Here is a 24,479-nt window from a genome sequence, read left to right on the forward strand (position 1 = left end):
TGCGACGTTTCAGGTATTTCGTCAGACGCTCTAGGTCGATCAACAGCTCCCGCTACGTTGACCCGAGCCTGCGAGACACACCGCTCCGCTCAAAACACGCGCGCAACAGGCGCTGCCACGCCACCCCTCGGAGCGGCGCTTCAACAATGCTGTAGGATGTCTCAGGTCTACGGCCCGCTCCAGGCACGCTATTCCGGCGCAAAGAGCGCCATGACCTCTTCGGTGGTCATCTGATGGGTCTTTTCGGCAAAGCTGTAGCCTTTGGGCTTGTTGTCGATAAAAAGCTCACCCGTCATCTTGGCATCGCCCAGATCGTCCACTGTCCCGGCTCCGAAGTGATAGGTGCCCGCATGCGGCCCCGGAGCGGTGACCCGGTAATACACACTGCTGCCGCAGATCTTGCAAAACGCCCGCTCCGCCCACTCGGATGACGCATATGCAGTCAGGTTCTCCGCGCCTTTGAACGTGACCGCATCCTGCTTCACTTCCAGCCCGACATAGATGCCCCCGCTCCACTTGCGACACATGTTGCAGTGGCAGGCCCCGACTTCACTCGGCTCGTTGGCCAGCTCATAGGTCACGGCGCCGCACAGGCACCCTCCGGTCTTTGACATTGTCTCACTCCGCTTGGTCATTGAATGCACGATTTGGATCGCATGGGATGCTGACATTTTTTGGCACCAGTTGTCAGCAGGCGTCCTGCGTGAAACTGTACCATGATCCGCGATTGCCAGAGGAGCGATTTGTTCATGTACAAGGTCATCGGCGCCACCAAATCCCGCGCGTTCCGCGTCATGTGGATGCTGGAGGAGATGGGCGTGCCTTACGAGCACATCGCCGCCGCCCCGCGCACCGACGAGGCCCGACAGTACAACCCCTTGGGCAAGATCCCGGCGCTTGTGGATGGGGATGCGGTGCTCACCGATTCGGTCGCGATCATGACATATCTGGCCGACAAGCACGGCCAGCTGACAGCCCCCGCAGGCACCATCGCGCGGGCACAGCAGGATGCGATGACCCTATGGCTGATCGACGAATTCGATGCGATCCTGTGGTCTGCCGCCAAGCACAGTTTTGTCTTGCCAGAAGAGCGGCGCGTACCCGCCGTGAAAGACACGCTGAAGTTCGAATTCGAGCGCGCGGCGGCTGTGCTATCCGAACGAATTGATGGCCCGTTTCTGATGGGAGATGAAATCACGCTGCCCGATATTCTGTCCTGCCACTGCCTGAACTGGGCCATTGGCGCCAAGTTCCCGCGCACGGACGACAAAGTCTTTCACTACGCCAAGGCCCTGCGCGAAAGGCCCGCGTTTCAGGCAGCTTCTAACAAATAGGCCGCAGCACCCCGCCCGGCCCACCGCCCCGTCGCAATGCAGGCGGTGATCAGATAGCCGCCCGTTGGCGCTTCCCAATCAATCATCTCTCCGGCGCAAAAGACGCCCGGGCGCGCTTTGAGCATCAAATCCTCTGTCAGCGCGTCAAACCGCACACCGCCTGCCACGGAAATCGCCTGATCCATCGGGCAGAGGCCGTCATGTCTGATCTCCAACCCTTTCAACACGCGCGCAAGGTCATCGGGCGCCTGTGGCAAAGGCCGCGCACATTCCTGAGCCAGCGCGATCTTCACCGGGTCGAGGCGTAGCGCCTTGCGCAGCCGGTTGGACAGGCTTGCCTTGGCCGGGGCGCGCCCAAGGCGTTGTTCAACTTCCGCCATATCGAGGTCGGGCAGCAGATCTACCAAAAGCGTCTGACCCAGTCGCACCGCACGGCTCACCTCATAGACCCCGCCGCCTTCCAGCCCGGTTCGGCTAACCACAGCCTCCCCACGGGACGACAGTGGCCCGGCGGTGAAACGCACACCCTTGAGGGCAACGCCTGTGTGTTTCCGCATATGCGACGACCAGCCGATCTTCAGCCCGACATTCGCGGGCGCGAAGTGGCTCAGCGCGATACCGTCGGCCTGCAAGCTACTGGCCCACAAACCGTCCGCCCCCAGACGCGCCCAGCTGGCACCGCCCAGCGCCAGAACCGTGACATCCGCCGCGATCACCTCGGCTCCTTGAGGGCCGTCAAACACCGCATGTCCATCCTGCCACCCCTGCCAGCGCATGTTGGTCCGCAGGCGCACACCCGCTGCATCAAGCCGCCCGAGCCAGGCGCGCAACAACGGCGACGCCTTCATTGCCTTTGGAAAGACACGGCCCGTGGAGCCGGTGAAAACCTCCTGCCCCAGCCCGCGTGCCCAATCCTGCACCGCCTGCGCGTCAAAGGCCTCCAGCATCGGGCGCAGAGGCTCCGCCGCCTCGACGTATCGCGGCAACATCTCTTGCAGCGGTTCATCCTTGGCCAGGTTCAGCCCCGATTTCCCCGCCATCAGGAACTTGCGCCCGACCGAGGGCTTGGCCTCGCACACGGTCACGCGCACCCCGGCAGCCGCCAGTTCCTCTGCCGCCATCAGCCCCGCAGGCCCTGCGCCAATCACCAGTGCGTGGGTCACTCGGAGACCTGCGGGAGGTCGCCTTTGAACTCCACCACCCGGTGTGGATAGGGGATCTCGATACCGTTGTCCTTGAGCGCATTCCAGATCAGGAAGAGCACATCGGAGGTGTACTTGTTTGGCCCGTCATCCAGCCCGTTCACCCAGAACTCCACGGCGAAGTCGATGCCACTGTCACCAAAGCCGCGCAGCTCGCAGTCAGGCGGGTAGGGCGCGTCGAGAACATCGGGGTGCGTCGCAACCGCCGCCTCGATGATCGGCGGCACGCGGTTGATATCGGTGTCGTAGCTGACCGAGAACGGCGCCTCATAGCGGTTGGCGGACCCTGAATCAGAGTAATTCACCACCCGCGTGGTGATGAAATCCTCGTTCGGCACCACAATCCAGCGGCCGTCGAAGGTCTCCAAAATCGCGGCGCGGGCGGTCATCTTCACGATCTGCCCGGCCTCGCCGCCGTCAAGCTCCACGTAATCGCCGACGGTGGCCTGCCCTTCGATCAGCAGGATCACGCCGGAGATGAAGTTCGACGCGATCTTTTGCAGGCCAAACCCCAGACCCACGCCAACCGCGCCGCCGATGACAGCCAGCGCGCTGAGGTTGATGCCCATAATGTTCAGCAGCAGCAGGAAGGCGACGGTGAAAATCGCGAACTCGATGGTCTTTGCCGTCAGCTGCCGCAGCGAGGGCCGCATCTCCTCCTGCGCCTCGATGAATTGCGAGGTCTGGCGGGTGGACCACCCACCCAGCCAGAAGAGGATGCCGCCAGCAATCACCCCACGGACCAGCGCCATCACCGAGAAGGAGATATTGCCAAGCGTGACGGTCATTTCGTTCATTTTCGCGGCCAGCGGGTCGAGCAGCCCCACGGCATAGAGCGCTGCAACCGGCAGCAGCACATAGCGCCCCAGCAGCTTGAGCAGCGGGTCGGAAATGATCTCGCGCACCAGCGTGCGCACGGCGAGAAACAGAAAAAGCCGCTTGCCAAAAGCAATCACTGCGCCACTGTCAAAGAGCGAGCGTACCACACTTTCGCCAATGGCCGTGAACCCATAGGCCAAGAGTGGCAGCAGCAAGGGCAGACCCAGCAGCAACGTGCGGCGGGTCTGTGACAGCATCGTCTCGGACCCCGTTGGCGGGGTCAGCACGCGGGTCAACATCCCGCGCAGCCGCCGGGCGACCAGCACGGCCAGCAGATACGCGACGATCAGCAGCGCAAACTGCGACCACGCCGCCGGGCTAAGCGCCCAGCTTTTGGCCAGCTCCCAGACAATCAGCGAATATTCCGCTGCCTGCTGCACGATCTCCGGCTGTGCCGATAGGTCAAACTCCACCCGCGCGCTCTCTTTCCATTTGTGATCTGCCCCCTAGACTCTTGCCGATCAGCGACTTGTGGAGCAAGCCCGGATGTCAGACCCGATCTGTCCGTTGTGCGAACGTCCGATCCCTGCGGAGGTCAAACAGAGCCTGCATCACCTGATTCCCAAGCTGAAGGGCGGCAAGGGCGGGCCGACAGTGCTGCTCCATCACATCTGCCACCGGGAGATCCACGCAACACTGACGGAAGCGGAACTGGCGCGTGATTATGCAACTGTAGAGGCGCTCCGTGCGCATCCGCGGTTGCAGAAGTTCGTCGCCTGGGTGAAAAAACGCCCACCCGGGTTTCTGTCAAAAGTGCCCGGCGGGCGGCGCAAGCGATAGCGATGCGTGGCACATGTCCTTGATCTGGCGGGCAAGCTCAGACTCAGCGGCAACCGTATCGGCAACCAGCGTCTGCGCGTGAGCCAGCAGATCCTCCGGCGGCACAATCCGGTCAATCAGACCAAACCGCAGCGCTTCCTCTGCGTCAATCTTCTGTCCGCCCATCAGGATCAGCTTGGTGCGCGCCGGCCCGGTCAGCGCGGCCATGCGCGGCGGATCGCTCGGCTGCGGCAAAAAACCCAGCTTCATCACCGGGTAGAAGAACCGCGCAGACGGCACGGAAATGCGGATATCGCAGGCCAGCGCCATGCCCATGGCGCCGCCCGCCAGCGTGCCGTTCAGCGCCGCGACCGACAGCCCCGGCAGGCTGACCACGGAGGCTGAGAGCTCTTCCCATAAAGGCGACGTCGCCAACCCTGCCCGTGCGGCCTCCAGATCGGCACCCGCGCTGAAAACCTTGCCCGCCCCGGTCAGGATCACCGCGCGAGCGGCCTGCGCGTCGCGCATCACGTCCGTCAGACCGCGCAACATCTCTTCGGTCAGCGCGTTGGCCTTGTCAGGCCGGTTCAGCGTGACGGTCCAGACCTCACCGGCGCGGTCGACGTCGATCATATGAGGCCCGCCTTGCGGCGAATGTCCTCATCACGCAGCGAGATCTCCTGCCCGCACCAGCCATCCGCCTCGGCGCTGCACATCCACAGCATCGCACGTGCGGGCCAATCAGCGGGAATATGCACATCCCAATCCAACTGGCTCACCGGGTTCACACCGCTGGCCTTGATCTCGCGCTGCATCTGCGTGGCGACCGTGCCGGGAGACAGCCCCATCGCGCGGATGCCATGCTCCGCCTCCTCCTTGTCGAGACAACGGGTGAGCATGTTTACCGCCGCCTTCGAGGCGCAATAGTGACTCCAGGCCTCGACCGGCCCATGTGCCGCCCCCGAACTGATCGTCAGCACTGTACCCCCGCCCGCCGCCTTCATCACCGGCACAGCCGCGCGCATGCCGTAATAGACCCCCTTGAGGTTGATATCGATCACATCCCCCCAGGCCTCGACGTCAGAGGTCGTCAGATGCGAGATTGGTTCGATCACACCTGCGTTATTGATCAGCACATCCAACCCGCCGAAAGTATCCACCGTGGTCTCTACCGCAGCACTGACCTCGCGGTTGCTGGCCACATTGCAGGGAATCGCAATCGCCTGCTGACCAATCTCACCCGCCAGATCGGCAATCTGCGACTGCCCGCGCGCAACAAGCGCCACATTGGCCCCCGCCTTGGCAAAGACGCGTGCTGTCTCAGCCCCGATACCCCGGCTTGCCCCGGTGATCAGAACAGTCTTTCCCGTCATATCCATCGGTCACCCTCCATTTTCTTGGCCTCAGTCGTAGAGGGCCAAAGCAGGCGGGTCCAGAGCCACTTCCCCTTGACCATCCCGGAGCCTTAGCAGAGCATGCGCGCGGTAAAGCGTTTCGACTTTGCATTGGATTTCGGTTCGCGGTCTTTCGCCTGTGGCTTGCACGCCACCGACGATCATCTGCGGTCAATGACATCCGAAGCGCTGGAGTTGGTGATAAGGACAAAAGCATGATTTTTTTTGGTATCCGGACGGCCCTGGGCATGACGGCATCTCTGGCTTTGGCTGGGGTCGCGCAGGCAGATGTGACCGCGCAGGACGTCTGGGGCGACTGGCAAGCCTATATGGCTGGTGTCGGCTATGAGATGACGTCGGAGGAAAGCCGCTCAGGAGATACTCTGAGCGTGGAAAACATTCAGATGACGGCCCCCGATCTTGGCGACGACAGCTCAATGGTCATGCGTCTCAGCGGGCTTGAGTTTCGTGAAAACGGCGACGGGTCTGTCAACGTGATCTACCCCGAAACGCTGGCCATAAACTTGCTGCTGTCGGACCCCTCCGGCACCGACTTCGATATCGATCTGGAGGTGCGCGCGGGTGATATGGACATGGTGGTCACCGGCGTGCCGACCGACATGAAAAACACCTATGCCGCAGACACCCTTGAAATGGTGCTGACGGATGTCACCATGGACGACGAGGACATTGACCTTGACGACGTGGCTGGGCGACTTGTGATGTCCGATCTCTCCGGCACCACGCAATCCATCGTCGGAGGCAAGCGTGTTTACGATCAGAAGATGCGCGCCGCCAAGACATCCTACGAGATTAAATTCGCCGATCCTGAGGGCACCGGCACCTTCGCATTCAACAGTGACATCGATGATCTGACCTTTTCCGGCAGCAGCGCATTGCCGCTGGCGGTTGTACAGGCGAGCGACATGTCGGCGCTCCTGAACGCTGGCATGACGGCCGACGGGCGTTTTGGCTATTCGAGGGGATCTTCGAACATGCGCATCGAGGAAGATGGCACGGAGGCCTTACTGGCCGAGACCTCTTCCTCCGGCGGCACGCTGGGTGTGGAAATGACCGCAGACGGGCTGGCCTATTCCGGCACGCAGGATGACTTCAAGATTTCCGCGTCGGGCAGCGAACTGCCGCTGCCCATGGATTTTAATATGGTCTCCGCGGCGTTCAACCTGGCAATGCCGGTGCAAAAGTCGGATGACCCGCAAGACTTTGCCCTGGGCTTTTCTTTCAACGACTTTTCAATGTCCGAGACCTTGTGGTCCATGTTCGACCCAAGCCAACAGCTGCCGCGCGACCCCGCAACGCTTGTCCTCGATCTGGCGGGCAAGGCACGGCTGTTGTTTGACTTTCTCGACCCGTCCGCAGCCACAGTGGCTGCAAGTCCGGGCTTCACACCCGGAGAGCTCGATGCGCTTGACATCAACCGGTTGCAGATCAGCCTGGCCGGGGCCGAGTTGACCGGGGAAGGTGCCTTCACCTTTGACAATTCCGCACCTGTCGGCCCGCCGCAACCCATTGGTGCCGCAGATCTGAAGCTGGTGGGGGGAAACACGCTGCTTGACCGTCTGGTGGAAATGGGCCTGCTGCCCCAGGATCAGGCTATGGGTGCCCGCATGATGATGGGGCTGCTCGCGGTCCCGGGCGACGCACCGGACACGCTGACCTCCAAGATCGAGGTCAATGATCAGGGCCATGTGCTGGCCAATGGCCAGCGCATCCAATAGCGCGAAAAATACGCGCTGACATTGCAGGCAAGGGGCGCATCAGGCGCCCCTTTTTGCGTCGTGACCTTGCAGCAGGGGCATCACACCGCTACGTGACGGGTCATTGGTTTGGAGCAGACGGCATGACATCACCCCCCGAAGGCCTGTGCGCACAGCTTCTTGATGCCGCTCGCAGCGCTGGCGCAGATTCCGCTGATGCGGTTGTGATGCAGGGCACATCGCTCAACATCGACGTGCGGGCCGGCGGGTTGGAGCAAGCGGAGCGTGCGGAAGGGGTCGATCTGGGACTGCGCGTCTTTCTGGGGCAGCGCAGCGCCACCGTCTCGGCTTCGGACATCCGCGAGGCCACGCTCGCTGAGATGGCCGAACGCGCGGTTGCGATGGCGCGGGAGGCACCCGAAGACCCGCATGTGGGTCTTGCAGACCCGGAGCAACTGGCGCGAGACCTTGATGCCGCATCGTTGGAGCTGAGTGACCCGAGCCCGGAGCCGTCGCCAGACGCGCTGCAACAGGACGCGCAGGACGCCGAGGCCGCAGCCCTGGCCGTCGCTGGCGTCAGCCAGGTTCAATCCGCCTCTGCGGGTTACTCCGCACGCAAGCTGCATCTGGCCGCAACCAACGGGTTCTCTGGCAGCTATGCGCGCACCAGTCGCGGCCTCTCCTGCGTTGCCATCGCCGGAGCGGGCGTCGATATGGAGCGCGATTACGATAGCGACAGCCGGACCTTCCAGTCCGATCTGCGCAGCCCGGAGGAGATTGGCAGACAGGCGGGGGAACGTGTCTTGCGACGGCTGGATGCACGCAAGCCACCGACCGGCAGCTACCCGGTGCTCTTTGACGAACGCGTGTCGGCCACGCTGATCGGCCATCTGTTGATGGCGGTGAACGGCGCGTCCATCGCTCGTGGCGCCTCCTGGCTGCGCGACGCCCTGGGAGAACCGGTGCTGCCGGATCACCTGTCGCTGGTGGAAGATCCGCATCGCCCGCGCGCCGCAAGCTCCCGCCCCTTCGACGCCGAAGGGTTGCCGACGCGGCCCCGCACGATCATCGACAAGGGCGTCCTGACGGGCTGGACACTGGATCTTGCGACCGGTCGCAAACTTGGCCTGCCCTCGACCGCGAATGCCGGGCGGGGCACCTCCTCAGCCCCCTCACCTTCCACCTGGAATGTGGCGCTGACGCAAGGAACGGCGAGTCGCGGCGATCTGATCCGCGATATGGGCACCGGGCTGCTGGTCACCTCGATGATCGGCTCGACCATCAACCCCAACACCGGCGACTACTCACGCGGTGCCGCGGGCCATTGGGTCGAGAACGGCGAAATCACCCATGCGATCAACGAATGCACCATCGCCGGCAACCTGCGCGACATGCTGCGCAGCATCCTGCCCGCCAACGACGCCCGCCCGCATCTGAGCCGCGTTGTCCCCTCCCTGCTGGTTTCGGGAATGACCCTTGCAGGACAATGACCTCGCCCTGATCACCGATGCCATCCGGCTGGCCGGGCGCGTGGCCACGGGCTTTGTCGGCAAGGATGCGCAAAGCTGGGACAAACCGGGCAACGCCGGGCCGGTCACCGAGGCCGATCTGGCTGTGAACACGGCTTTGGAGCGGACCTTGCGCAGCGCGCGGCCTGACTATGGCTGGCTCTCCGAGGAAAGTGAGGATTCAGGCGCGCGACTGCAACAGGACACACTGTTCATTATCGATCCGATCGACGGCACGCGCAGCTTTGTCGAGGGCTCGCGCACCTGGGCGCATTCGGTGGCCGTTGCCCATCGGGGGGAAATCACTGCCGCCGCCGTCTATCTGCCCTTGCGCGACAAGCTCTATACCGCTGCGCGCGGAGGCGGTGCCTTTTGCAATGGCGTGCCGCTTAGCACCTCCAACGGGACGGATCTGAATGCCGCTGAGGTGCTGGCCACCAAACCGGTGATGGAGCCGCGCCACTGGGCCGACGGCGAGCCAGGTTTTCATCGCTCCCATCGCCCTTCGCTGGCCTACCGGTTGGGGCTGGTGGCTGAGGCCCGGTTTGATGCGATGCTGACCTTTCGCCCCAGCTGGGAGTGGGACATCGCCGCAGGCGCGCTGATCGTGAGTGAGGCAGGCGGGATCTGCACCGACAAATCCGGTGCACCGCTGCGGTTCAACAACGTCCGCCCCCAGCTCAACGGGGTGATCGCCGCGGGGCAGCATCTGCACCCCGAAGTGCTCGCCGCCCTTGCGCCCGACGCGTCTTGACCCCGGCTGCCAGACACGCGACATTTCGCCAACTCTCCGTTTCAAAGGACAAAACCCATGACCCAACGGCTGCATCTCGTGTTCGGGGGTGAATTGATCGACCCTGCGCACAATACCTTCAAGAATGTGGATGACATTCATATCGTTGGGATTTTCCCGAACTACCAGGCCGCATTCAATGCCTGGAAATCGGAGGCACAGCGTACGGTCGACAACGCGCATATGCGCTATTTCATCGCGCACCTGCACCGTCTGCGTGACGAGGAAACGGCGGCCTCTGCTACAGAAGAGCTGGGCTGACAACCGCCATGGGCCGCTCATTCAGCATGGCGGCGTACCGCGCGCTGTCACGCAGATCAGCGGCGCGCGGGTTCACCCCCGCAGAACCCAGACCAGAGGGGGAGCTGGTCTGGCTGCATGCGGCCGAGGCGGGCAACCTGCTGGCGATCCTTGATCTGGCGCAACGACTCTGCACCGCACGCGATGGTTTGCATGTGCTGGTGACACTGCCCGAGCGCGGCGACCTCCAGCAGGCCCGCTCCGCCGTCAATCGGACGGATCTTGTCCACATCGAAGAGCTGCCGTCAGAACACCCCTCCGCCGTGGATACGTTTTTGGGGCACTGGTCACCCGACATGTGCATCTGGACATGGGGCGAGCTGCGGCCAACGCTGATCAGCGAAGCTGGCGCCCGCGCCTGCGCGATGGTTTTGATTGACGCCGACACCGGCGGCTTTGACGGGCGGCGCGACCGTTGGTTGCCGGATCTGACACGCGAGCTATTGTCCGACTTCGTGGCCCTGATGGCGCGTTCCTACCCCGCCGCGGCCCGGCTGGAGCAATTGGGCATACCGCGCGGCGACGTCGAGGTGGCGCCAGCGTTGCAGGCCGGTGGTCAGGCCCTGCCCTGCGATGACACCGATCTGGCAGACATGATCACGACACTGGGCGGGCGCCCGGTCTGGTTGGCTGCGGGGGTGCGCAAGACAGAAACCGACGTCATCTTTGCAGCGCACCGCCATGCGGTCCGCTATTCGCACCGGCTGCTGCTGATCTTGCAACCCGCCGTGCCCGAAGATGTGCAGAGCATGACTGAACAGGCCGCAACGGAGGGGTTTCGCGTGAGCACATGGTCGGACCCGGGCGAGCCGGGAGAGACCACGCAGGTCATGATCGCAGAGGATGCGGAGGATCTTGGCCTGTTCTATCGGCTTGCGCCTGTGTCTTTCCTGGGCAGTTCCCTAACGCCCGGGCACGGTGGATGCGACCCCTTTGAGGCGGCGGCCCTTGGGTCTGCGGTGCTCTACGGCCCGAATGTGCGCCGCTATATGCCGTTTTATACAAGGCTCGCAAATGCAGGCGCCGCGCGCATTGTCAAAGATGCGCACACATTGGGCGCCGCTGTGACGCGCTTGATCGCGCCTGATCAGGCCGCTGCCATGGCGCATGCGGGCTGGGATGTCATCAGCCACGGGGCTGAGCTGACCGACCGGGTGATCGAGCTGGTGGAAGACACGCTAGACACCCGGCAGGAGCAGCACAATGCGCACGCCTGACTTCTGGTTCAGACCTCCTGACCAGCCCGGCGCCCTGGCGCGGGTACTGTCACCGCTAGGCTGGCTCTATGCGCGGGCAACCGCCCGGCGACTCGCCGCGACATCCTCCCATAGGCTTGGCATCCCGGTGATCTGCGTTGGCAATATCAACGCGGGCGGCACCGGCAAGACACCAACGGTCATGGCCATCATCGAACGGTTGATCGGCACCTCCCACACACCACATGTGGTCAGCCGGGGCTACGGCGGGCGTTTGGCGGGCCCTGTGCGCGTTGACCCCACCACGCACAGCGCCGAAGATGTGGGGGATGAGCCACTGTTACTGGCGGCCTTCGCAGAGGTCTGGGTCGCCAAAGATCGCGCGGCAGGCGGCAAGGCGGCGGAGGCGGCGGGGGCCAGCATCGTCGTGCTGGATGATGGGTTTCAGAACCCCGCGCTGCACAAGGATCTCAACATCGTTGTCGTTGACGCGCAACGCGGCTTTGGCAATGAGCGGTGCCTGCCGGCCGGACCGCTGCGCGAACCGGTGGCCGCCGGTCTGGCGCGGGCGGATATTCTTCTGAGCCTCGGCGACGCGCAGGCGCAGGCACGGTTTCGCGCGCCAAGCGGCGTGCCACGGGTGCAGGCGCATCTGGCACCGCTGCAAACCGGCATGGACTGGGCAGGCCAGCGGGTGGTGGCCTTTGCCGGGATCGGTCATCCGGAGAAGTTCTTTGCAACCCTGCGCACCCTTGGCGCCGAGGTGACCCATGCCGAAGCGCTGGAGGACCACCAGCCGCTGACTCCCGCGCTGATGGCGCGGCTGGAGGCGGATGCCAAAGCGCGCGGCGCGCAACTGGTCACCACGGAAAAAGACGCTGTCCGCCTGCCCGCCAGCTTTCGCACCAAGGTCATCACCCTGCCCGTGCGTCTGGCTTTTGAGGACGCCCACAATGCGCTCTTTGCTGCGCTGGACGCGCTGCCCAGACGCTAGTTGTGCTCACCCAGTTTGGGGGAGGGACGGGACAGGTCCAGATCCGCATCCGAGAAAGTGAAGGGCGAACGGACCCCCGGCACACCACCGGGCTGCACCTGCATGTCGCGCGCCAGCACCTGCGGGTCGGCCATGACCTCGGCCATGTTGTTGATCGGGCCTGCGGGAACACCTTCGGCCTCGCAGGCGGCCAGCAAATCGACCCGTGTGCGCGTGCGGGTGACTGCCGTCAGCCGCGCATCCATCTCGGCGCGATTGGCGATGCGGTCCACGTTTTTCAGGAACTCCGGCGCCTGCGCCATGTCATCAAGACCCAGCAGATGACACAGCCGCTGATACTGTCCGTCATTGCCTGTCGCGATCACGATGTGACCATCGAGGCAATCGAACACCTGATAGGGTGCGAGGTTGAGATGCGCATTGCCCATCCGTTTCGGCGGCACGCCCGTTGTCAGGTAGTTCATCGCCTGGTTCGAGGTGATGGCCACCGCCACATCCATCAGCGCCATGTCGATATGCTGTCCGCGTCCCGTGCGTTCGCGCTGGTGTACCGCCGCAAGGATCGCCGTGGTGGCGTAGACCCCGGTCAGAATATCCGTGATCGCAATGCCGTATTTCTGCGGCTGGCCCTCTGGCTCGCCCGTGACGGACATCAGCCCCGACATACCCTGCACGATGAAATCATAGCCCGCGCGCGGCGCATAAGGACCGGTGTGCCCGAACCCGGTGATCGAGCAATAGATCAGGCGCGGAAACGCCTGCGACAGGCTCTCATAGTCAAGCCCATATTTTGCCAGACCGCCGGTCTTGAAATTCTCGATCAGGATATCCGCGCCTTCGAGCAGGGCATGCACCTTGGCCCGGCCTTCCTCAGTCCGGAAATCCGCCGTGACAGAGGATTTGCCGCGATTTGTCGAATGGAAATACGCCGCCGACTGGTCATCCCCGCGATCGACAAAGGGCGGACCCCACTGGCGCGTGTCGTCACCCGCAGGGCTTTCGACCTTGATCACCTCACAGCCAAGATCGGACAGGGTTTGCCCGGCCCAGGGGCCTGCCAGCACCCGGGCGAGTTCAACGACCTTTAAGCCCTCAAGAGGTGCTGCCATGCTACTCCGCTGCCGCGTCGATCAGTTCTGCCATCTCGGCATAAGACATATTGGAGTATTTTTGCCCATTTATGACAAAGCTTGGCGTGCTGTCGATTCCATCAGCTTCGGCATTTTCCTGATACCAGGCCACCAGCGTGCGCGCCTTGTCACCGTCCTGCAGGCAGGCTTCCATCGTGTCGCTGTCCAGCCCGGCCAGACGGCCGATCTTGCGCAGCTCCCCCACGATCTCTGTGGGATCACCGGCCCGCGCCCAGGTCGACTGCCCGGAGTAGATCAGATCGCTCATGCCAAAGAAGCTCTGCGGGCTGCCCGCGCAGCGCGCGATCATCGACGCCCAGAGGCCGTAGCGGTCAAAATAGACCTCGCGATAGACAAAGTTGATCTTGCCCGTGTCGATGTAGTCTGCCTTCAACTGCTTGAAGGGACCTGAGTGAAAGGTCGCGCAATGCGGACAGGTGTAGGAGGCGTATTCGATCACCGTGACCGGCGCGTCGGGGTTGCCCAGGCTCATCTCGGCAATGCTGGAGGTGTCGATGTCCGCCTCCGCGCCCTGCGCGTGGGCCGCGCCCAGCGGGTCAGCGGGCGACACGGATGTGGAGGGACCGGGCGTGGTCACAAAATAAGCCCCGACCCCAAGGGCGGCCACGGCGGCGGAGATGATCATCAGTCGTGACATCAGCAGTTCCTTTTCAGCGGTGTGTTTTCGTCAGTATGTTTTCGCCAAGCTTTGTGAGCGCATCCCGCAGCCCGGCATCCTGAATATCTTCTGCCGTCTCAACCGCCTGTTTTTGCACGGTGGGTGAAACGGGGTGTTTTGTGGTTTTGGCTGGCGCCGGGTCAAAGGCCACCTGCCCTTCGGCAAAACCGGTTGCGGCCGTCTGCGTGATGCGCACGCGCGCGATGGCATTATAGCCGTAGACGGCATTGACGCGTGCCCGCAGCTGTTCTTTCTGCATCTCAAGCATCGGCGCCTGCGCGCCGGTGGTCAGAAGCGTCAGGGTGGCCCCCATGCCACCGCGCCCGTAACTCACCTCGACCGGGCGCGCGATGGCAGCCAAATCCGCGCCCACCACCTCGACCCACTGGGTCAGAAGGCGGCTTTGCGCAAACCCACGGCTTTCCGACGCCGCTCTGATCCGGCCCGTGAGCAGGCTGGCGGTGCGGGTGAACCCTTTTGTTGTGGCGCGTCTGCTTGGCATCGCTATCTTCATCAGAAACGGTTGCCTGACCATAGCCCGTCCAGCCCTCAGCAACCAGCCAAAGCGAAAAGACGATCATAAATATTGCGTGACCTTGCCTCTCCTCCCGAAGAATTGAACGCGGCTCTGCTGGCGTGGTACGATGTGCACGCGCGCAAGCTGCCCTGGCGCGTGCCCCCGGGAGCGGGGGTGCGGCCCGACCCCTATCGCGTCTGGATGTCGGAAGTGATGCTGCAACAGACCACTGTTGCCGCCGTGAAAGACTATTTTCACCGCTTCACCACCCGGTGGCCGACGGTCGGCGATCTGGCAGCCGCCGAGGATGCGGATGTGATGGGGGAATGGGCAGGACTGGGGTACTATGCCCGGGCGCGTAATCTGCTCAAATGCGCACGCGTCGTCGTGGCTGATCATGGCGGCAGGTTCCCCGCTGACCACGCGGCTTTGCTCGCGCTACCGGGCATCGGGCCGTACACGGCGGCGGCCATCGCCTCTATCGCCTTCGATCTGCGGCACACCGTGCTCGATGGTAACGTGGAACGGGTGATGGCCCGGCTGCATGATGTCCACAGCCCTCTACCCGGGGCAAAACCGGAATTGATGGCGCTTGCGGAGACGCTGACACCGGACACGCGGCCCGGAGACTATGCGCAGGCGGTGATGGACCTTGGCGCCACCATCTGCACCCCGAAATCCCCCGCCTGCGGTTTGTGCCCGTGGAGGGCGCCGTGCCAAGCACGCGTGCTTGGCACGGCGCCCGACCTCCCTCGGAAAACGCCCAAGAAAACCAAACCGACGCGCCATGGCATTGCCTTTGTGGGCTGCCGGACAGATGGCGCGTGGTTGCTCGAAACCCGCCCCGAAACCGGCCTTTTGGGTGGCATGTTGGGCTGGCCGGGCACCCCTTGGGTGGACAGCGGCGACGCGTTGCCGCAGGTTACGCCCCCCGCTGAGGCAGACTGGGACACCCTGAACGGTGAGGTGCGCCATACCTTCACCCATTTCCATCTGCGGCTGGAGGTGCGCGTGGCCCAGCTCGATATCGACACACCGGTGTCCCATGGCCAGTTCATCGCCAAGGACGACTTTCGCCCCAGCGATCTTCCCACGGTCATGCGTAAGGCCTTCGATCTGACCCGCAACGCGTTTTAGGCGTTACGTCACACTTGGAAGGGCCGTCTCGGCTGATCTAGACTGTTGCGACACCAACGAGCCCCGAGCATGACACCACACAAACCCACCGTGCCCCTTGCAGACCTGATACGCCCGACGCGCGCCGCCCCCTTCTGGGTCTCGCTGCTGCTGGTGCCCGTGGCCTGGATCAGCGCGACCCACGGCGGCTGGACCTTACTGCTTCTGCCTGTGTTGACGTGGTTTCTGTTCTCCGCACTCGATACGGTCTTCGGACACGACACCAGCAACGCCGACCCGCAGACCGACACCCGCCATCTGTTCTGGTATCGGGCCATCACGATGATCTGGGCGCCGGTGCAGTTCTGCCTGCTCTTCAGCCTGATTTGGTATGTGCCACAGGCCGAGCATCTGAACGAGGTCGAGAGGATTGCCATGTTCTTCGGGGTCGGCGTCATCACCGGCACCATCGGTATCAACTACAGCCACGAGCTGATGCACCAGAGGAACAAGACCGAGCGGTGGCTGGCCGATATCCTGCTCGGCATGGTGCTCTATTCGCATTTTCGCTCCGAACATCTGCTGGTGCACCACCGCTATGTCGGCACACCCAAGGATGCGGTGACCGCGCGCTATAACGAGGGGTTTCACCGCTTCTATCCCCGCGTCTTGTGGCAGTCTTTGGTCTCTGCTTTCGTGGCCGAGAAACAGATGCTGGCACGGCGCGGGCAGCCCTGGTCGCACCACTCCAACCCGTTCTTCCGCTATTGGGTGTTGCAAGCCGCGTTCCTCTTGCTGGCCTTGGCGCTTGGCGGCCTGTCAGGGCTGATACTTTTCCTGATCCAGGCGGGCACGGCGATCTGGCAGCTGGAACTGGTCAACTACATCGAACACTACGGGCTGACCCGAAAACACTTGGGCGACGGAAAATACGAACACGTCAAACCGCAGCATTCCTGGAACGCCGATCACCGCATGTCAAACTGGCTGCTAATCAACCTCCAGCGCCACTCAGATCATCATTTCAAGCCTGACCGGCGCTTTCCGGTCTTGCAGACCTATTCAGCCGAGGAGGCGCCGCAGCTGCCCTATGGCTACCCGATCATGACAATGGCCGCGATGATGCCACCCCTATGGCGGCGCATCATGAACCCGCGTGTGCGCAGATGGCGACAGACCTACTATCCGGAGATCACCGACTGGGCCGCTTACAACAGCGGTCAGACCCCGATGCCGCGGTAGTCTGACACGATATTTTAACCGACTTTGGCTAGCCTGCTCAAAAGAACGACAATGTGAGAGCAGACCATGCAAGAGCAAAACGCAGCAGTCCGGTCCTCGCCCTCTGGGCCGACGTGTTTGGTGATCGAAGACAGCCTTTTCGATCAGGAACGAATCCGTCGCATCCTGAACAAAAGCTTCAAGAATGTTTCCGCCGTATTCGCGTCTACGATTGAGGAAGCGCGCCAACATATGGCCAATCAGCGCACCACGATCATCCTGCTCGACAACAATCTGCCGGATGGCACCGGCGCAAACTTCGCGCTTGAGCTGTCGGACGATCCGGATTTCGCAAAAATCCCGATTGTGATGGTCAGTGACTGGCCCACACCCTTCATGTTCGACAAGGCACAGTCGGCTGGCGTGATCCATGTGGTCAACAAGTCGGACTTCGGTGCGCGCTACATTCACTCAGCGCTCAGTCACAACGTAAGGCCCAAGAGGATCAATTGATCCGGCGAAAAACGCACCAGCTTTGACCCCCCTCAAACTGGCCGGATCTACAGGCATCCATATTGAAACCAGCGCTACACCACAGGAGTGATGCGCTGCCGTGCATGACGACAAAAAAAACCTCGCCACACTGGGCGAGGTTCAGGTGTGTGCCTCACATTGGCAGCCCCTTCAGAAAGGCCGCAGGCACCGGCGGTGTTCGGTAAATCTGTGAGTTAACTCGCCATCTCTGATCTGATCTGCTGACGCAGCACATCGATCGGAACTTTCTTGCCGTCTTGCTTGAAGGTCCAATAGGTCCAGCCGTTACAACTGGGTGCGCCTTCCAGATGCGCGCCCACCTGGTGGATCGACCCCTTTACATCCGTGCCAATCAGTGTGCCATCAGCCCGCACCTTCGCAATCTGACCGCGCGGAGAGTACAGTTCCTCGCCCGGGCGCAACATGCCACGCTCGACCAACTGGCCAAAGGGCACGCGCGGCTCAGCCCGTTTCGAGGTGCTGACCTGCAATGCCTCGCGGTCAAACTTGCGCACCTTCGAAATCCGCTTTTCAGCCACCTTTCGATAGGCCGCCTCGCGCTCGATCCCGATGAATTCGCGCCCCAGCATCTTCGCCACGGCACCCGTCGTGCCCGTGCCAAAGAACGGATCAAGCACAACATCACCGGGATTGCTGGACCCCACGAGCACACGGTGCAACAGCCCTTCCGGTTTCTGTGTCGGATGCGCCTTGTCGCCCTTGTCGTCTTTCAGACGCTCGTGCCCATTGCAAATGGGCAGCACCCAGTCCGAGCGCATCTGAATCCCTTCGTTCAACGCCTTCAGCGCCTCATAGTTAAAGGTATATTTGCTGTCCTCGGACTTCCCGGCCCAGATCATCGTTTCATGCGCATTGGTGAAGCGCTTGCCCCGGAAGTTCGGCATCGGGTTCGATTTGCGCCAGACCACATCGTTCAAGATCCAGAAGCCCGCATCCTGCAGCGCCGCACCCACCCGGAAAATATTATGATAGCTGCCAATGACCCAGATCGCGCCATTCGGCTTCAACAGACGCTGCGCCGCGGCAAGCCAGTCGCGCGTGAATTTGTCATAGGCGGCAAAGCTGGAGAACTGATCCCAAGCATCATCCACCGCATCAACGCGGGAGTTGTCAGGCCGGTGCAACTCACCCTTCAGCTGCAGGTTATAGGGCGGATCAGCAAAGATCAGATCAACCGATGCCTCGGGCAGGCTGTTCATCACCTTGATGCAGTCACCATCCAGAATCGCGTTCAATGGAAGCGCCGCAGCGCTTTTCGTCTTTGTCATCAATGTCTGCCTCTGTCCCGGCGCTTTCAAGCACTCGTTGGTTGAGTTCAGCATGAGTCAAAGGCGATTCGTGGTCAAATTCTTTTTTGAATCAAGGCTTTACAATTTTATCTTGATACAACATGTTGTGGACCGGCTTGAAGGTTCGTCTATGATGTGGGGTCGGCCCCAGATTTTGAAGCGCCGAGATGTGGCTTTTTGATCCATAGCCCATATTGGTCTCCCAGCCATAGCCGGGATACTGTTGCGCCAAATCCACCATCAGCCTGTCACGGGCAATTTTCGCGACAATCGAGGCTGCGGAAATCGACAGGCAGCGCATATCTCCCTTGGGCACGGCCAACGCCTGCGTGTTCAACTCCTGCGGCACCATGGAGCCATCAATCAGCACGTAGTCGACCGCCTCCGGCAGCCCCGCCAGCGCGCGCCGCATCGCCATATGACTCGCCTGAAGGATATTGTACTGCTCGATCTCCTCGACCGAAGCATGGGCCACCGAGATCGCCGCACAGCCCATCAGCTGCTCCGACAGATCCTTGCGCCGCTTGATCGATAACTGCTTAGAATCGTTCAGCCCTTCGGGAATGCAGGTTGGGTCCAGCACCACCGCTGCCGCCGTCACAGGCCCCGCCAACGGCCCGCGCCCAACCTCATCAACGCCGGCAACCCGCCGGAACCCCTGCGCATAAGCCGCGCGCTCAAACTCGAAATCCGGCTCCATCCTCCGGTGATCCAACGAACCGGCCGGACACACAAGCCCCTCGTTTCTTCTGGCGACAAATATCCCCGCCGGAGGCAAGAAAACACGCGCTCCCCGTGGGGAGCGCGCAGCACTTGTTAAGAAAAGGAAGGGAGCGCCCGAACGCCCCCTCCAAGGTCAGAGCCGGTTAAGGGGAGCCCTCCAGCCCTGATCGACCCGGTTTTAGGACCGGGCCAATTTGTATCCCGCACGGTTGAGACAACGCGCCTCATACCCCCGGCGAGACCGATCTTCCCCGCGGAACCGCACGGCACACCGCTGCGGCAAGCGATCGACATGGCGGTAGTTGCGCTCCAGACAGCGCTTGCCGAAATAGCGCACGCGCCCGTCCCAGGTGTCCACCGACCGCAGGCAATTTCCAGGCAGCAAGCGGCGGTTCGCGCGCTGCGGCAATGGTCGGGGCTTCAGATCATAAACACGACCGTTTGAATGACTGCTGCTCTTGCGAGTGACGGTATGCTGCTCGGACTTGCGCTTGTTGCGGTCGTGAATAACCTTCCCGATGATGGCGATCCCGGCGATAGCCGCGAGCGCCTTGAGCGCATCATCATCCGCCCGCGCCGGGGCGCTGCCGATGGCGGTCACCGCCAGAGCGGCGGCAATGATCGTGGCAATGAACTTGCGGTGCATGGGGTGGTCCTTCTCTGATCTGATGACCACACGCAAACACCGGCGGCCTTGTCCCGATCAAACTGGGGCCACCCCCCTCAGACAGGCAATATCAGCCCTTGGTTATCGGATAACATGAGTGCCAAACCCCTTTTGTTATTGAATATCCCGGCCCTCACGCGCAGGATCACGATCATGAAACAGACAGCCCTCATCCTCGGTCTGGTCCTTGCTCTGATGCTGCCGCAGGTGGCGACGGCCGGGTGTTATGCCGACTACAAAGCCAAGCAGGACAACCCGCTGCGGCTGCACTATGGCGTCGCGGAAATCTCGCAGTGCTCCATGGGCGGCGCCAAGACAGAACTGGCCGCACGCCTCGCCACCCGGGGCTGGACCCTGCTCAACATCGTATCGGTCTTTGATGAAACCGGGCTGGAAGAAAGGAAACAGAGTGCAGGAGCAAACTTCCTCCGCTTCTGACATGCGCCGGTCCGGCGCGCGGATTGTCATCTTCGGAATTGCCGGTATCGTGCTGGTGCTGCTGATCGCAGCAGGGCTGATGTTCTGGGCCCTGCCGGATGGCAACGCCTTCAACGCCCGGGTTGAACAGCTGTTCATCGAAAACGACGACCTGACGACCCAGGCCGAGGTCAAGCTGCTGGAGATCCTCGCACAGTCCGGCACCGCCTTTTCCGACACGCTGATGAGCTACCGTCTGGTGATCTTCGTGCTGCTGGTCTTTGCCACCGCCATGTTGACCGCTGCACTCGTCTTCCTCGTCATGCTCGTGAATATGAACCGCCGCGTGGCCCAGATCGAACGGGCGGGCATTCAGGTGAACTCCCTGCTGATCAGCCGCGAGGAGAACACCGTCTATCTCAACAACCTTGGTTTCAAGCTGACCGATGCCGCGATGGAGACGATGTCGGTTCTGGCCGAGGCGCGAATGGATGATGACGTGCTCTCCGGCTCCGAGATCGAGGGCGTGATTTCGGGCCGCAGCCCGACGGACTGCGAGGAAGCAGCGGGCGCCACGCGCATCAAACGCCTGCGCGATACGCTTGGCAACCAGATCGTGGCAGAGCTGCTGGTCAAGAACATCGCACGGCGCGGCTACATGCTGGCCATCGACAAAGACGTGATCAAGGTGATTTAAGGGCCTCGCACGGGCCTTTGCCCGCGACGGGGACGCATGACGTGAAATTGACCAGCAGGCATCGCAACGCATTGGACGAGCTGCTCACATGGCGGCGCGACGTGCGGTATTTTCGCACCGATCCTTTGCCCGACCCGCTGCTCGACCGGCTGCGCGCCCGCATGCAGCTATCGCCCTCCGTCGGCAACGCGCGGCCCTGGCGGGTGATCCGTGTCGACAGCGCCGACAAACGTGCCGAAATCATAAACAGTTTCGAGAGCTGCAACAGTGCTGCGGCAAACGCCTACGCTGCACGTGAGCGGCAAAAGTACCTGACCCTGAAATTGGCGGGGCTGCGCGAAGCACCCGTGCATCTCGCAGTCTTCACCGATCTTTCCGTCGAAGAAGGCAAAGGTCTCGGTCGGCAGACCATGCCCGAGATGCTCAGCTATTCCACGGTCATGGCGATCCATACGCTCTGGCTGGCGGCCCGGGCTGAAAACATTGGTGTCGGCTGGGTGTCGATCCTCGACCCGATAGCGGTGGCCGAAACACTGGAAGCCCCGCCCGCCTGGTCGCTGACCGGCTATCTCTGCCTGGGCTATCCTGAGGCCACATCCGACACACCGCTGCTGCACGAAAACGGCTGGCAGGAAAACACCGCAACGCAGTGGGAGGTGCGCTGACCCCCGCGCGCCGCCCGTGACCACCTGCCCCGATGGGTGCCGCCTGCGGACCCGGCTGACAAGCCGGGCAGCGGCCGACCCCCCCTCGACGGGGGTGAGGGCGCTTCCTCCGCAACGCCCCGCCGCGCATGTTCATTGCAGACCCTCTCTCTTCCGCTCTAAGCTCCCGCCAGGACGATCAAAAGGAAGACACATGCCCGCGCCTCTCAATACTTTCAAGAAAGCCCTCGCAGAGGGCGAAACACAGTTCGGCTGCTGGATGAGCCTCGCCGAAGGCATTACCGCGGAAATCCTCGGCGGCGCAGGCTATGATTGGCTGCTGATCGATGGCGAGCATTCCCCCAACGACATCCGCTCCATCCGCGACCAACTGGTGGCGCTCAAAGGCAGCAACAGCCACCCGGTGGTGCGCGTCCCCGTTGGAGAGACCTGGATCATTAAACAGGTACTGGATGCGGGCGCGCAAACGGTCCTTGTGCCGATTGTCGAAACCGCCGAGCAGGCGCGGGAGCTGGTGCGTGCCTGTCACTATCCGCCAAACGGCACCCGTGGCGTCGGCTACGCCGTGGGCCGCGTGTCGAACTTCGGGCAGATGGAAAACTATGGCCCCACCGCCGACGCACAAATCTGCCTTCTGGTGCAGGTCGAGACAAAAACCGGCCTCGACAATCTCGATGAGATCCTTGCCGTCGAGGGCGTCGATGGGGTCTTCATCGGCCCGGCCGACCTCTCCGCCAGCATGGGCTACCTCGGGCAGACCAATCATCCCGATATGCAGGTGACGATCCTCGCAGCGCTCAAGCAGATCAGCGACAGCGGCAAAGCGGCGGGCATCCTTACACCCAACGACGAGATGATCCAGGCCTCGCTCGACGCAGGCGCGCGGTTCGTTGCGGTGGCGATGGACATCGCGCTGCTGCTGAACTCCGCCAAGGCCGTCAGCGCCAAATGGAAGGCCAAGACCGGCTGAGGCCCTTTCCCTCAAGCGCCCTTGCGTATAAGACGCGCGGACCATCCCCTGAATCGGAGTAAAACAGATGGGTTACCGCGTCGTTATTGCGGGTGCCACAGGCAATGTGGGCCGCGAAATGCTGAACATCCTTTCCGAACGCCACTTCCCGGTGGACGAGCTCACAGTTCTTGCTTCACGCAAGTCGCTGGGCACGGAAGTGAGCTTTGGCGAGACGACGCTCAAGACCAAGGATCTGGACACCTTCGATTTCACCGGCTGGGACATTGCGCTCTTTGCCGTGGGCTCGGAGGCGACCAAGACATACGCGCCCAAGGCGGCCAAGGCGGGTTGTGTCGTGATCGATAACTCCTCGCTCTACCGCTACGACCCCGATGTGCCGCTGATTGTTCCGGAAGTGAACCCGGACGCCATCGAGGGTTACGCGAAGAAGAACATCATCGCCAACCCCAACTGCTCCACCGCGCAGATGGTTGTGGCGCTGAAACCGCTGCACGACCGCGCGACGATCAAACGCGTTGTGGTCTCGACCTACCAGTCGGTGTCGGGCGCGGGCAAGCAGGGTATTGATGAGCTTTGGGATCAGACCAAGGCGATCTACAACCCGGTCGATGAGAAGCCCGCGAAGACATTCACCAAGCAGATCGCCTTCAACGTGATTCCGCATATCGATGTCTTCATGGACGACGGTTCCACCAAGGAAGAGTGGAAGATGGTGGCTGAGACGAAGAAAATCGTCGATCCGGCGATCAAGGTCACGGCCACCTGCGTGCGCGTGCCGGTGTTCGTCGGCCACTCGGAAGCGGTGAACATCGAATTCGAGGACTTCCTCGATGAAGACGAAGCCCGCGAGATCCTGCGCGAAGCGCCGGGCATCATGGTGATCGACAAGCGCGAAGACGGCGGCTACGTCTCGCCCGTCGAATGCGTGGGCGATTTCGCCACCTTCATCAGCCGCATCCGTCAGGACAGCACGATTGAGAACGGCCTGAACCTGTGGTGCGTGTCGGACAACTTGCGCAAGGGAGCCGCACTCAACGCCGTGCAAATCGCCGAGCTTCTGGGCAACCGCGTCCTGAAAAAAGGCTGATTGCCGCCCCACAACAGATCCGCCGCCATCAGGCGGCGGAACCAGTGCTTGCGCGCAGGCATATGGGCTCACTCGGGCAGAGGTCTGCAGCCATCAAAGGGACCGTCATGCGCAAACGGCGCGGCATAGGCGATTTCCGTGTAGCTCCACAGGTATGTCTGGCCATCCACAAAAGCCGACCCATAGGCATAACTATGGTGCATATCCCAACCTTGCCAAAGCGGAACGTGAGAGAAGAAACTCCCACCTGAGATACAGGACGCCCCAAGCCGCTTCGCCTCTTCGATCTTGATGGGCTCGACAATCAGGTTCCCTGTATGGCCAAACAAAAAGACGCCGCAGATCATCGCGATGGCCATCGCGCCATGCCAATTCAGGCGCCACCACCTCAGGCCCCAAAAGATGGCGCCAGTACCCGTAATGCTGACCGCTGTTGGAATTCCCGCAAAAGGGTACTGCGTTAGGATGTCAGGCATCGAGAGCAGCCACACCTCTAACATGATGAAGATCAGTGGTGGAAGGAAAATCACCACAATCAGCGCGCCAGGCACCAAAACAAAGATGTAGACCACTGCAAAGATCAGGTGAAAGCTGAGCACGCGCAGGACCCAGCGCTTGAGAAACGCACACCACTTGGCACCGCGGGTTGCCTGATCATCGGTCAAC

General features: G+C 62.2%; 28 protein-coding genes. 16 read left to right on the forward strand and 12 right to left on the reverse strand.

What is annotated here, in order from left to right; translation table 11 throughout:
* Window positions 1-188 precede the first annotated feature (188 nt).
* A complete protein-coding gene (locus So717_RS04790) occupies window positions 189-614 on the reverse strand; it encodes a GFA family protein (protein ID WP_159975075.1) in 426 nt (141 codons plus the stop codon).
* 135 nt (window positions 615-749) lie between these two features.
* On the opposite strand from So717_RS04790, the gene So717_RS04795 reads away from it, so the two are divergent.
* Window positions 750-1,334, forward strand: coding sequence for a glutathione S-transferase family protein (locus So717_RS04795; protein ID WP_159975076.1), 585 nt, complete (start codon window positions 750-752; stop codon window positions 1,332-1,334).
* Here the strand turns inward: So717_RS04795 and So717_RS04800 are convergent.
* Both So717_RS04800 and So717_RS04805 read right to left on the reverse strand, forming a co-directional pair.
* Window positions 1,313-2,497, reverse strand: a complete 1,185-nt coding sequence (locus tag So717_RS04800; RefSeq protein WP_159975077.1) for a TIGR03862 family flavoprotein — start codon at window positions 2,495-2,497, stop codon at window positions 1,313-1,315. The two genes, So717_RS04795 and So717_RS04800, sit on opposite strands and share 22 nt — an antisense overlap.
* A complete protein-coding gene (locus So717_RS04805; RefSeq protein ID WP_159975078.1) occupies window positions 2,494-3,828 on the reverse strand; it encodes a mechanosensitive ion channel family protein in 1,335 nt (444 codons plus the stop codon). The genes So717_RS04800 and So717_RS04805 overlap by 4 nt, the downstream gene beginning before the upstream one ends.
* 73 nt (window positions 3,829-3,901) lie before the next feature.
* Between So717_RS04805 and So717_RS04810 the strand changes: the two genes are divergently transcribed.
* A complete protein-coding gene (locus So717_RS04810) occupies window positions 3,902-4,195 on the forward strand; it encodes an HNH endonuclease (protein WP_159975079.1) in 294 nt (97 codons plus the stop codon).
* Here So717_RS04810 and So717_RS04815 read toward each other — a convergent pair.
* Together So717_RS04815 and So717_RS04820 are read right to left on the reverse strand one after the other, a co-directional pair.
* On the reverse strand, window positions 4,163-4,807 hold the full coding sequence (locus tag So717_RS04815) for an enoyl-CoA hydratase/isomerase family protein (protein ID WP_159975080.1): 645 nt from the start codon (window positions 4,805-4,807) through the stop codon (window positions 4,163-4,165). The two genes, So717_RS04810 and So717_RS04815, sit on opposite strands and share 33 nt — an antisense overlap.
* Window positions 4,804-5,553 (reverse strand): SDR family oxidoreductase, encoded by a 750-nt coding sequence (locus So717_RS04820; protein ID WP_159975081.1) that lies wholly within the window; start codon window positions 5,551-5,553, stop codon window positions 4,804-4,806. The genes So717_RS04815 and So717_RS04820 overlap by 4 nt, the downstream gene beginning before the upstream one ends.
* Before the next feature lie 230 nt (window positions 5,554-5,783).
* Between So717_RS04820 and So717_RS04825 the strand changes: the two genes are divergently transcribed.
* The 6 genes from So717_RS04825 to lpxK all read left to right on the forward strand — a co-directional run bounded on the left by So717_RS04825 (window position 5,784) and on the right by lpxK (window position 12,077).
* On the forward strand, window positions 5,784-7,307 hold the full coding sequence (locus tag So717_RS04825) for a DUF2125 domain-containing protein (protein ID WP_159975082.1): 1,524 nt from the start codon (window positions 5,784-5,786) through the stop codon (window positions 7,305-7,307).
* Window positions 7,308-7,429: 122 nt separating this feature from the next.
* Window positions 7,430-8,776, forward strand: a complete 1,347-nt coding sequence (locus So717_RS04830) for a TldD/PmbA family protein (protein WP_159975083.1) — start codon at window positions 7,430-7,432, stop codon at window positions 8,774-8,776.
* Complete coding sequence (locus tag So717_RS04835; RefSeq protein ID WP_159975084.1) at window positions 8,763-9,548, forward strand: inositol monophosphatase family protein; 786 nt, start codon at window positions 8,763-8,765, stop codon at window positions 9,546-9,548. The genes So717_RS04830 and So717_RS04835 overlap by 14 nt, the downstream gene beginning before the upstream one ends.
* A gap of 57 nt (window positions 9,549-9,605) precedes the next feature.
* A complete protein-coding gene (locus So717_RS04840) occupies window positions 9,606-9,848 on the forward strand; it encodes a DUF4170 domain-containing protein (RefSeq protein ID WP_159975085.1) in 243 nt (80 codons plus the stop codon).
* Window positions 9,849-9,856: 8 nt separating this feature from the next.
* The gene (locus So717_RS04845) at window positions 9,857-11,104 is read left to right on the forward strand and encodes a 3-deoxy-D-manno-octulosonic acid transferase (RefSeq protein ID WP_159975086.1); all 1,248 of its coding nucleotides are present in this window, start codon (window positions 9,857-9,859) and stop codon (window positions 11,102-11,104) included.
* Window positions 11,091-12,077 (forward strand): tetraacyldisaccharide 4'-kinase, encoded by a 987-nt coding sequence (lpxK, locus tag So717_RS04850; protein ID WP_159975087.1) that lies wholly within the window; start codon window positions 11,091-11,093, stop codon window positions 12,075-12,077. The genes So717_RS04845 and lpxK overlap by 14 nt, the downstream gene beginning before the upstream one ends.
* Here the strand turns inward: lpxK and So717_RS04855 are convergent.
* From So717_RS04855 to So717_RS04865, 3 genes are read right to left on the reverse strand one after another with little or no spacing between them, the layout of a single operon-like run.
* Window positions 12,074-13,186: a CaiB/BaiF CoA transferase family protein gene (locus tag So717_RS04855; RefSeq protein WP_159975088.1), complete on the reverse strand. Its 1,113-nt coding sequence runs from the start codon at window positions 13,184-13,186 to the stop codon at window positions 12,074-12,076. The two genes, lpxK and So717_RS04855, sit on opposite strands and share 4 nt — an antisense overlap.
* 1 nt (window position 13,187) lies before the next feature.
* Window positions 13,188-13,865, reverse strand: a complete 678-nt coding sequence (locus So717_RS04860; protein ID WP_159975089.1) for a DsbA family protein — start codon at window positions 13,863-13,865, stop codon at window positions 13,188-13,190.
* A gap of 13 nt (window positions 13,866-13,878) precedes the next feature.
* Window positions 13,879-14,388 (reverse strand): DUF721 domain-containing protein, encoded by a 510-nt coding sequence (locus So717_RS04865; protein WP_159975090.1) that lies wholly within the window; start codon window positions 14,386-14,388, stop codon window positions 13,879-13,881.
* A gap of 84 nt (window positions 14,389-14,472) precedes the next feature.
* Between So717_RS04865 and mutY the strand changes: the two genes are divergently transcribed.
* The 3 genes from mutY to So717_RS04880 all read left to right on the forward strand — a co-directional run bounded on the left by mutY (window position 14,473) and on the right by So717_RS04880 (window position 17,253).
* Window positions 14,473-15,540, forward strand: a complete 1,068-nt coding sequence (gene mutY / locus So717_RS04870; protein WP_159975091.1) for an A/G-specific adenine glycosylase — start codon at window positions 14,473-14,475, stop codon at window positions 15,538-15,540.
* A 69-nt stretch (window positions 15,541-15,609) separates the two neighbouring features.
* The gene (locus So717_RS04875) at window positions 15,610-16,761 is read left to right on the forward strand and encodes an alkane 1-monooxygenase (protein WP_159975092.1); all 1,152 of its coding nucleotides are present in this window, start codon (window positions 15,610-15,612) and stop codon (window positions 16,759-16,761) included.
* A gap of 66 nt (window positions 16,762-16,827) precedes the next feature.
* The gene (locus tag So717_RS04880; RefSeq protein ID WP_159975093.1) at window positions 16,828-17,253 is read left to right on the forward strand and encodes a response regulator; all 426 of its coding nucleotides are present in this window, start codon (window positions 16,828-16,830) and stop codon (window positions 17,251-17,253) included.
* Window positions 17,254-17,468: 215 nt separating this feature from the next.
* Here So717_RS04880 and So717_RS04885 read toward each other — a convergent pair whose 3' ends face one another.
* The 3 genes from So717_RS04885 to So717_RS04895 all read right to left on the reverse strand — a co-directional run bounded on the left by So717_RS04885 (window position 17,469) and on the right by So717_RS04895 (window position 19,953).
* Complete coding sequence (locus So717_RS04885; protein WP_159975094.1) at window positions 17,469-18,563, reverse strand: site-specific DNA-methyltransferase; 1,095 nt, start codon at window positions 18,561-18,563, stop codon at window positions 17,469-17,471.
* Between the two features lie 91 nt (window positions 18,564-18,654).
* Window positions 18,655-19,284, reverse strand: a complete 630-nt coding sequence (rnhB, locus tag So717_RS04890; RefSeq protein ID WP_159975095.1) for a ribonuclease HII — start codon at window positions 19,282-19,284, stop codon at window positions 18,655-18,657.
* A gap of 201 nt (window positions 19,285-19,485) precedes the next feature.
* Window positions 19,486-19,953 (reverse strand): hypothetical protein, encoded by a 468-nt coding sequence (locus So717_RS04895; protein ID WP_159975096.1) that lies wholly within the window; start codon window positions 19,951-19,953, stop codon window positions 19,486-19,488.
* Window positions 19,954-20,127: 174 nt separating this feature from the next.
* Between So717_RS04895 and So717_RS04900 the strand changes: the two genes are divergently transcribed.
* From So717_RS04900 to So717_RS04920, 5 genes are all read left to right on the forward strand, one after another.
* On the forward strand, window positions 20,128-20,412 hold the full coding sequence (locus So717_RS04900) for a hypothetical protein (RefSeq protein ID WP_174238992.1): 285 nt from the start codon (window positions 20,128-20,130) through the stop codon (window positions 20,410-20,412).
* Complete coding sequence (locus So717_RS04905; protein ID WP_174238993.1) at window positions 20,384-21,088, forward strand: winged helix-turn-helix domain-containing protein; 705 nt, start codon at window positions 20,384-20,386, stop codon at window positions 21,086-21,088. The genes So717_RS04900 and So717_RS04905 overlap by 29 nt, the downstream gene beginning before the upstream one ends.
* Window positions 21,089-21,129: 41 nt before the next feature.
* Window positions 21,130-21,753 (forward strand): 5,6-dimethylbenzimidazole synthase, encoded by a 624-nt coding sequence (gene bluB / locus So717_RS04910; RefSeq protein WP_159975097.1) that lies wholly within the window; start codon window positions 21,130-21,132, stop codon window positions 21,751-21,753.
* 193 nt (window positions 21,754-21,946) lie between these two features.
* Complete coding sequence (locus tag So717_RS04915) at window positions 21,947-22,723, forward strand: HpcH/HpaI aldolase family protein (RefSeq protein WP_159975098.1); 777 nt, start codon at window positions 21,947-21,949, stop codon at window positions 22,721-22,723.
* Between the two features lie 67 nt (window positions 22,724-22,790).
* Entirely contained in the window at window positions 22,791-23,813 is a 1,023-nt protein-coding gene (locus So717_RS04920; RefSeq protein WP_159975099.1) for an aspartate-semialdehyde dehydrogenase, read from the forward strand.
* 68 nt (window positions 23,814-23,881) lie between these two features.
* Here So717_RS04920 and So717_RS04925 read toward each other — a convergent pair whose 3' ends face one another.
* Window positions 23,882-24,478, reverse strand: coding sequence for a hypothetical protein (locus So717_RS04925; protein WP_159975100.1), 597 nt, complete (start codon window positions 24,476-24,478; stop codon window positions 23,882-23,884).
* Window position 24,479: the final 1 nt, after the last annotated feature.

Source organism: Roseobacter cerasinus (assembly GCF_009811755.1).
Lineage (GTDB): Bacteria > Pseudomonadota > Alphaproteobacteria > Rhodobacterales > Rhodobacteraceae > Roseobacter > Roseobacter cerasinus.

Excerpts from the sequence above, each read along its gene's own strand:
- So717_RS04790 (WP_159975075.1), bottom strand. The coding sequence starts at position 614 with ATGTCAAAGACCGGAGGGTGCCTGTGCGGCGCCGTGACCTATGAGCTG.
- So717_RS04795 (WP_159975076.1), top strand. The coding sequence starts at position 750 with ATGTACAAGGTCATCGGCGCCACCAAATCCCGCGCGTTCCGCGTCATG.
- So717_RS04810 (WP_159975079.1), top strand. The coding sequence starts at position 3,902 with ATGTCAGACCCGATCTGTCCGTTGTGCGAACGTCCGATCCCTGCGGAG.
- So717_RS04815 (WP_159975080.1), bottom strand. The coding sequence starts at position 4,807 with ATGATCGACGTCGACCGCGCCGGTGAGGTCTGGACCGTCACGCTGAAC.
- So717_RS04820 (WP_159975081.1), bottom strand. The coding sequence starts at position 5,553 with ATGGATATGACGGGAAAGACTGTTCTGATCACCGGGGCAAGCCGGGGT.
- So717_RS04825 (WP_159975082.1), top strand. The coding sequence starts at position 5,784 with ATGATTTTTTTTGGTATCCGGACGGCCCTGGGCATGACGGCATCTCTG.
- So717_RS04830 (WP_159975083.1), top strand. The coding sequence starts at position 7,430 with ATGACATCACCCCCCGAAGGCCTGTGCGCACAGCTTCTTGATGCCGCT.
- So717_RS04840 (WP_159975085.1), top strand. The coding sequence starts at position 9,606 with ATGACCCAACGGCTGCATCTCGTGTTCGGGGGTGAATTGATCGACCCT.
- So717_RS04845 (WP_159975086.1), top strand. The coding sequence starts at position 9,857 with ATGGGCCGCTCATTCAGCATGGCGGCGTACCGCGCGCTGTCACGCAGA.
- lpxK (WP_159975087.1), top strand. The coding sequence starts at position 11,091 with ATGCGCACGCCTGACTTCTGGTTCAGACCTCCTGACCAGCCCGGCGCC.
- So717_RS04855 (WP_159975088.1), bottom strand. The coding sequence starts at position 13,186 with ATGGCAGCACCTCTTGAGGGCTTAAAGGTCGTTGAACTCGCCCGGGTG.
- So717_RS04860 (WP_159975089.1), bottom strand. The coding sequence starts at position 13,865 with ATGTCACGACTGATGATCATCTCCGCCGCCGTGGCCGCCCTTGGGGTC.
- So717_RS04865 (WP_159975090.1), bottom strand. The coding sequence starts at position 14,388 with ATGCCAAGCAGACGCGCCACAACAAAAGGGTTCACCCGCACCGCCAGC.
- So717_RS04875 (WP_159975092.1), top strand. The coding sequence starts at position 15,610 with ATGACACCACACAAACCCACCGTGCCCCTTGCAGACCTGATACGCCCG.
- So717_RS04880 (WP_159975093.1), top strand. The coding sequence starts at position 16,828 with ATGCAAGAGCAAAACGCAGCAGTCCGGTCCTCGCCCTCTGGGCCGACG.
- So717_RS04885 (WP_159975094.1), bottom strand. The coding sequence starts at position 18,563 with ATGACAAAGACGAAAAGCGCTGCGGCGCTTCCATTGAACGCGATTCTG.
- rnhB (WP_159975095.1), bottom strand. The coding sequence starts at position 19,284 with ATGGAGCCGGATTTCGAGTTTGAGCGCGCGGCTTATGCGCAGGGGTTC.
- So717_RS04895 (WP_159975096.1), bottom strand. The coding sequence starts at position 19,953 with ATGCACCGCAAGTTCATTGCCACGATCATTGCCGCCGCTCTGGCGGTG.
- So717_RS04900 (WP_174238992.1), top strand. The coding sequence starts at position 20,128 with ATGAAACAGACAGCCCTCATCCTCGGTCTGGTCCTTGCTCTGATGCTG.
- So717_RS04915 (WP_159975098.1), top strand. The coding sequence starts at position 21,947 with ATGCCCGCGCCTCTCAATACTTTCAAGAAAGCCCTCGCAGAGGGCGAA.
- So717_RS04920 (WP_159975099.1), top strand. The coding sequence starts at position 22,791 with ATGGGTTACCGCGTCGTTATTGCGGGTGCCACAGGCAATGTGGGCCGC.